This window comes from Paenisporosarcina sp. P4_E4_2, assembly GCF_056401595.1.
Genome location: NZ_JBFUJC010000575.1, coordinates 1 through 1038 on the forward strand (window position 1 = coordinate 1; position 1038 = coordinate 1038).

Sequence of the window (1038 nt, forward strand, 5' to 3'; positions counted from 1 at the left end):
CCATTAAGTACCATATGGATTATGCACTAAAATCCTCTATACTTATGAAGCAAACCGTTTTAAGGGAGGAATCTGCATGTTTTCAGGTATTGATTTGGGGATTGATTTAGGAACAGCTAATATCCTTGTATATACAAAAAATAAAGGCATTATATTAAATGAACCATCGGTAGTAGCGGTGGATACAAAAACTAGACAAGTTGTCGCATTTGGTGAAGAAGCGAAGAGTATGATCGGTAAAACACCAGGTTCGATTACAGTTATTCGACCATTGAAAGATGGCGTCATTGCTGATTTTGATGTAACGACAGATATGTTGCGTATGGTCATGAAAAAAGTAGGCAAAAAAATGGGTAGCTCTGTCCGTAAACCGAACGTTATGGTATGTACACCATCTGGCGCTACTTCAGTGGAACGCCGTGCAATTCATGATGCCGTGAAAAATAGTGGCGCTAAAGAAGTACATTTGATTGAAGAACCTGTAGCAGCTGCGATTGGAGCAGACCTGCCTGTCAGCGAACCAATTGCAAGTGTCATTGTTGATATTGGTGGGGGAACCACTGAAGTTGGGATCATTTCATTTGGCGGTGTCGTATCGTCTAATACAGTTAAAGTTGCGGGAGACCGTATGGATGAAGACATTATTCATTTTGTCCGTAAACAATTCAATGTGCTAATCGGTGAACGCACAGCTGAAAGAATTAAAATGGAAGTCGGGTACGCCTTGATTCCACATACAGTGGAAACAATGGAAGTGCGTGGCCGTGACGTCATGACAGGCCTTCCAAAAACTATTACAATCAGTTCTGTAGAAGTTCAAGAGACTTTGAAAGAATCGTTACTTTCTATTCTGGAAGCAATTCGTGCAACTCTTGAAAGCTGTCCTCCAGAACTATCTGGTGACATTGTTGACCAAGGTGTTGTATTGACTGGTGGCGGTGCCCTATTAAAAGGCATGCAAGAATGGTTATCTAACGAGATTTCCGTACCAGTTCATATTGCCCCTCAACCACTTGAGTCTGTAGCAATCGGTACAGG

General features: G+C 41.7%; 1 protein-coding gene. It reads left to right on the forward strand.

Going from position 1 to position 1038, the window contains the following annotated elements; translation table 11 throughout:
* Positions 1-76: 76 nt before the first annotated feature.
* The coding region (gene mreBH / locus AC1DSB_RS19840; RefSeq protein WP_477587487.1) for a rod-share determining protein MreBH at positions 77-1038 on the forward strand (962 nt) is incomplete at its 3' end.